The organism is Galbibacter sp., assembly GCF_035306585.1.
GTDB lineage: Bacteria > Bacteroidota > Bacteroidia > Flavobacteriales > Flavobacteriaceae > Galbibacter.
Genome location: NZ_DATGNU010000018.1, coordinates 1 through 3,749 on the forward strand (window position 1 = coordinate 1; position 3,749 = coordinate 3,749).

5 protein-coding genes and 1 pseudogene are annotated in these 3,749 nt (G+C 37.0%); 5 read left to right on the top strand and 1 reads right to left on the bottom strand.

The window, feature by feature from the left end; genetic code table 11:
• The first annotated feature begins 115 nt into the window (after window positions 1–115).
• Genes VKY50_RS02040 through VKY50_RS02060 form a run of 5 tightly spaced genes read left to right on the top strand, consistent with a single transcriptional unit; the run spans window position 116 to window position 3,577 of the window.
• Window positions 116–994 carry a cell division protein FtsX gene (locus VKY50_RS02040; RefSeq protein ID WP_324298336.1) on the top strand — a complete coding sequence of 293 codons (879 nt, stop codon included), beginning with the start codon at window positions 116–118 and terminating at the stop codon, window positions 992–994.
• A 4-nt stretch (window positions 995–998) separates the two neighbouring features.
• The gene (locus VKY50_RS02045; protein ID WP_324298338.1) at window positions 999–1,256 is read left to right on the top strand and encodes a DUF3098 domain-containing protein; all 258 of its coding nucleotides are present in this window, start codon (window positions 999–1,001) and stop codon (window positions 1,254–1,256) included.
• Window positions 1,257–1,262: 6 nt separating this feature from the next.
• Window positions 1,263–2,045 (top strand): undecaprenyl-diphosphate phosphatase, encoded by a 783-nt coding sequence (locus VKY50_RS02050; RefSeq protein WP_324298340.1) that lies wholly within the window; start codon window positions 1,263–1,265, stop codon window positions 2,043–2,045.
• Window positions 2,045–2,734: a tRNA pseudouridine(55) synthase TruB gene (truB, locus tag VKY50_RS02055; protein WP_324298342.1), complete on the top strand. Its 690-nt coding sequence runs from the start codon at window positions 2,045–2,047 to the stop codon at window positions 2,732–2,734. The genes VKY50_RS02050 and truB overlap by 1 nt, the downstream gene beginning before the upstream one ends.
• A 39-nt stretch (window positions 2,735–2,773) precedes the next feature.
• Window positions 2,774–3,577, top strand: coding sequence for a hypothetical protein (locus VKY50_RS02060; RefSeq protein ID WP_324298344.1), 804 nt, complete (start codon window positions 2,774–2,776; stop codon window positions 3,575–3,577).
• On the opposite strand, the pseudogene VKY50_RS02065 reads toward VKY50_RS02060, so the two are convergent.
• Window positions 3,563–3,749, bottom strand: a pseudogene (locus tag VKY50_RS02065) (thioredoxin family protein); the annotation flags it as partial. The gene VKY50_RS02060 and the pseudogene VKY50_RS02065 sit on opposite strands and share 15 nt — an antisense overlap.

The window sequence follows — 3,749 nt, forward strand, 5'->3', positions numbered from 1 at the left end:
TGGAGTCGTATAACTCTATATACTTTTTTAGTATTTAAACGTTTAAAGATTAAGGTATATCACTAAGCAAGATTAAATTTACTTTATTACTTTTACACATCCAATTAATTCGGGTATGAGCAAATCTTTTGAGCGCTATCAAAAACGCAAACTTATTTCTTCCTACTTTTCAGTAGTACTGAGTATTGCACTAGTATTATTTCTTTTAGGATGTTTGGGACTTTTGGTAATCAATACCAATAAGTTAGCCAATCATTTTAAAGAACAAGTAGCTATGACAGTATTTTTAAAGGACAATGCAAAGGAAATCGAGATAAATCAACTTCAAAAGAGCTTGGCGATGGCAGACTATACAAAATCAGCCACCTTTGTATCAAAAGATGAAGCAGCCGAGGCACACAGCAAAGAAATTGGCGAGAATTTTTTGGAGTTTCTAGGATACAATCCTTTACAGAACTCCATAGATGTACACTTAAATGCCGCCTATGTTGCTACCGACAGCATCGCAAAAATTGCAGAAGATCTCAGCTCTAAAGTGTACGTGTCAGATGTTGCTTATGACAAACCACTTATTGGTATGTTAAATGAAAATGTGAAACGTCTAAGCTTTTGGATCCTTATTGCCTCTGGAGTCTTTACGCTCATTGCAGTATTACTTATCAATAGCTCCATTCGATTGTCCGTCTATTCCAAGAGATTTATTATTAAAACCATGCAAATGGTAGGAGCAACAAAAAGATTTATTCGCCGCCCTTTTATTTGGAATAGCATTAAACTAGGAATGGTAGGCGCACTAGTGGCCATGGCAGCCATGGGTGGCATTTTATTTTACATCAATTCCATCATGCCTCAATTACAACTACTCTCCGACCCCATTATAATTGTATTGCTTTTCGTTGGAATATTCATCATCGGAGTGATTATTACGTGGATAAGTACGTATATTGCGACCCAACGATTTTTAAACCTTAGAACAGACGATTTATACTACTAACAACATGGCAAAAAAACAATCTCAGAATAAGGATCAAAAAGACTTTATTTTTCAGAAGAAGAATTATATAATAATGTTTATCGGCTTAGCGTTCATAGTACTTGGATTTATTCTAATGAGCGGAGGTGGAAGTGATGATCCTAATGTGTTCAATCCCGACATTTTCAACTTTAGAAGGATTCGCCTGGCTCCTACCCTGGTTCTGCTTGGATTTGGAATTGAGGTATACGCCATAATGTTGAACCCTACCAAGAAAAAATAAACCGTATTGGATACTTTACAAGCAATAATTCTTGCCATCATAGAAGGTTTGACGGAATATTTACCTGTCTCTTCTACTGGACATATGATTATCACATCATCCTTTTTTGGAATCGCGGATGATGAATTCACAAAACTCTTTACCATCGTCATACAACTAGGCACCATCTTATCAGTGGTGGTGTTATATTTTAAACGATTTTTTCAATCCATAGATTTCTATCTAAAATTGTTAGTTGGTTTTATTCCAGCAGTTATTTTAGGTCTCTTATTCAGTGATCTCATTGACACCTTACTGGAGAGCCCTCTAGTTGTAGCTATATCCCTCCTTGTTGGCGGTATCGTCCTAATTAAGGTTGATGATTGGTTCGGCGATGAACAAGGCACAGAGATATCTTATAAAACAGCCTTTAAGATTGGGCTTTTTCAATGTCTAGCCATGATCCCTGGTGTCTCGCGAAGTGCAGCTTCAATTATCGGCGGGATGTCTCAAAAGCTTTCCAGAACAACCGCTGCAGAATTTTCCTTTTTCTTAGCTGTTCCGACGATGCTTGGAGCTACAGCTAAAAAAGGTTTTGATTATTTTAATGACGGTATGACCTTAAATTCCGAACAAATCGAGTTACTTATCATAGGTAATATTGTCGGTTTTATTGTAGCCCTTTTTGCTATTAAAACCTTTATTGGATACCTGAGTAAACACGGATTCAAAATTTTTGGTTACTACCGTATTTTTATTGGTATCTTATTACTTGTGATACACTATTTCATTAGTCCATTAAGCATATAATGACCCTAGAAGAACTACAAACAGGACAGATATTACTGATTGATAAACCGTTGGGTTGGTCTTCCTTCCAAGCTGTTAACAAAATAAAATGGGATATAAAGAAAACCTATAAACTAAAAAAAATAAAGGTTGGACATGCGGGGACTTTAGATCCACTTGCCACAGGGTTACTACTTATATGTACAGGGAAGTTCACCAAAAAAATTGCTGCGCTTCAAGGTCAGGAGAAAGAATACACTGGCAGTATAACCTTGGGCGCCACCACCCCTTCCTACGATATGGAAACTGAAATAGACCAAACCTTTGAAGTTGATCATATCTCCGAGGAATTGATTCAGAAAGCTACACAAAACTTTATAGGTGAAATTCACCAATTCCCACCTGTATTCTCAGCCTTAAAAAAAGATGGAAAACGATTATATGAGTTTGCTAGAGAGGGAAAATCAGTAGATATTCAACCTCGTACTGTTTGGATAAATAGTTTTGAAATTACTAAAATAGAAATGCCAAAAGTATACTTCAAAGTAAGCTGTAGCAAAGGCACATATATCCGTTCTCTGGCCTATGATTTTGGAAAATTTCTAAACTCGGGCGGTTATCTTTCATTGCTTCGGAGAACCAAAATAGGGGAATTTAACGTAGATAATGCAATAGACCCAAACACATTTAACAGTCTGCTAGAATCATAATAATTTTTATTTTTATCTTTAGCAGGCCAAGTCATTGCCATGAATCTAGAATCTATACTCATAAAACTAAAAGAAGTAACCCTTAAAATACAGGACACTGCATCTCGCATATTGGATAGACTTGATCAGTTAAACAACAGACAATTATCCTTAATCATAACTTGTTGCCTAATGGGTTTGTTCTTACTCACTTTGCTCAACATCCAGATGGCAGCTAAACAGGAGGAGGAGTTTCTATACGAGCTTAGTTTTGATGAGGAGCTTTTCGAAGAAGAAGCCATCCCTACAGAAGAACTATCCATGACAGAGCTTGAAACGCACAAAGCCTATAACCAGGCGATGAAAAGTGATTATGCGGATGAACTAGACAATTTTAAAACTCTGGAAGAATTGGAACAATTAGCAGAGGAAGCTGCTAGTCAGAATCCTGACTACAACAATTCACAAGTGGGCGAACTCTCTAATCAAGGTGGATTTGCTAGTGAATATGCGGAAAAACTTAAAGAACAGCGTGAACGAATTGAAGCCATAAAACGAAGAGGAGAAGCGCCAAAAATAAATGTAAAAAGACGTACCACAATCACCTATTCGATGGTAAATCGCATGCATAGTTATCTGGCTAATCCAGTCTATACTTGTGAGAGTTTTGGAAAAGTAGTTATAAATGTCAAGGTAGATTCCAGCGGTAAAGTAATTGAGGCGAATTATAACCAATCCAGCTCTAATACCAAAAATGGCTGCCTGGTTGAAAACGCTATAAAATACGCACTCCAATCAAGGTTTGATCCTAAACCAGGCGTAGAAGAACAAGTCGGCAGCATCACCTACTTATTCCAAGGCTAACATTTTTAGAATATCCCTGACCACATTAATTCCTTTATCCTTGGCATACCACCTTTGAAGTTCGGTTCTAAACTCAGGGGTAATTTTTCCATATTTCGATTTATGTTCATTGAACATAACAGTGGCTTTGGTAGGCCTTGGTCCCCAAGTATCTTTTATCGCTCCCGTTTGT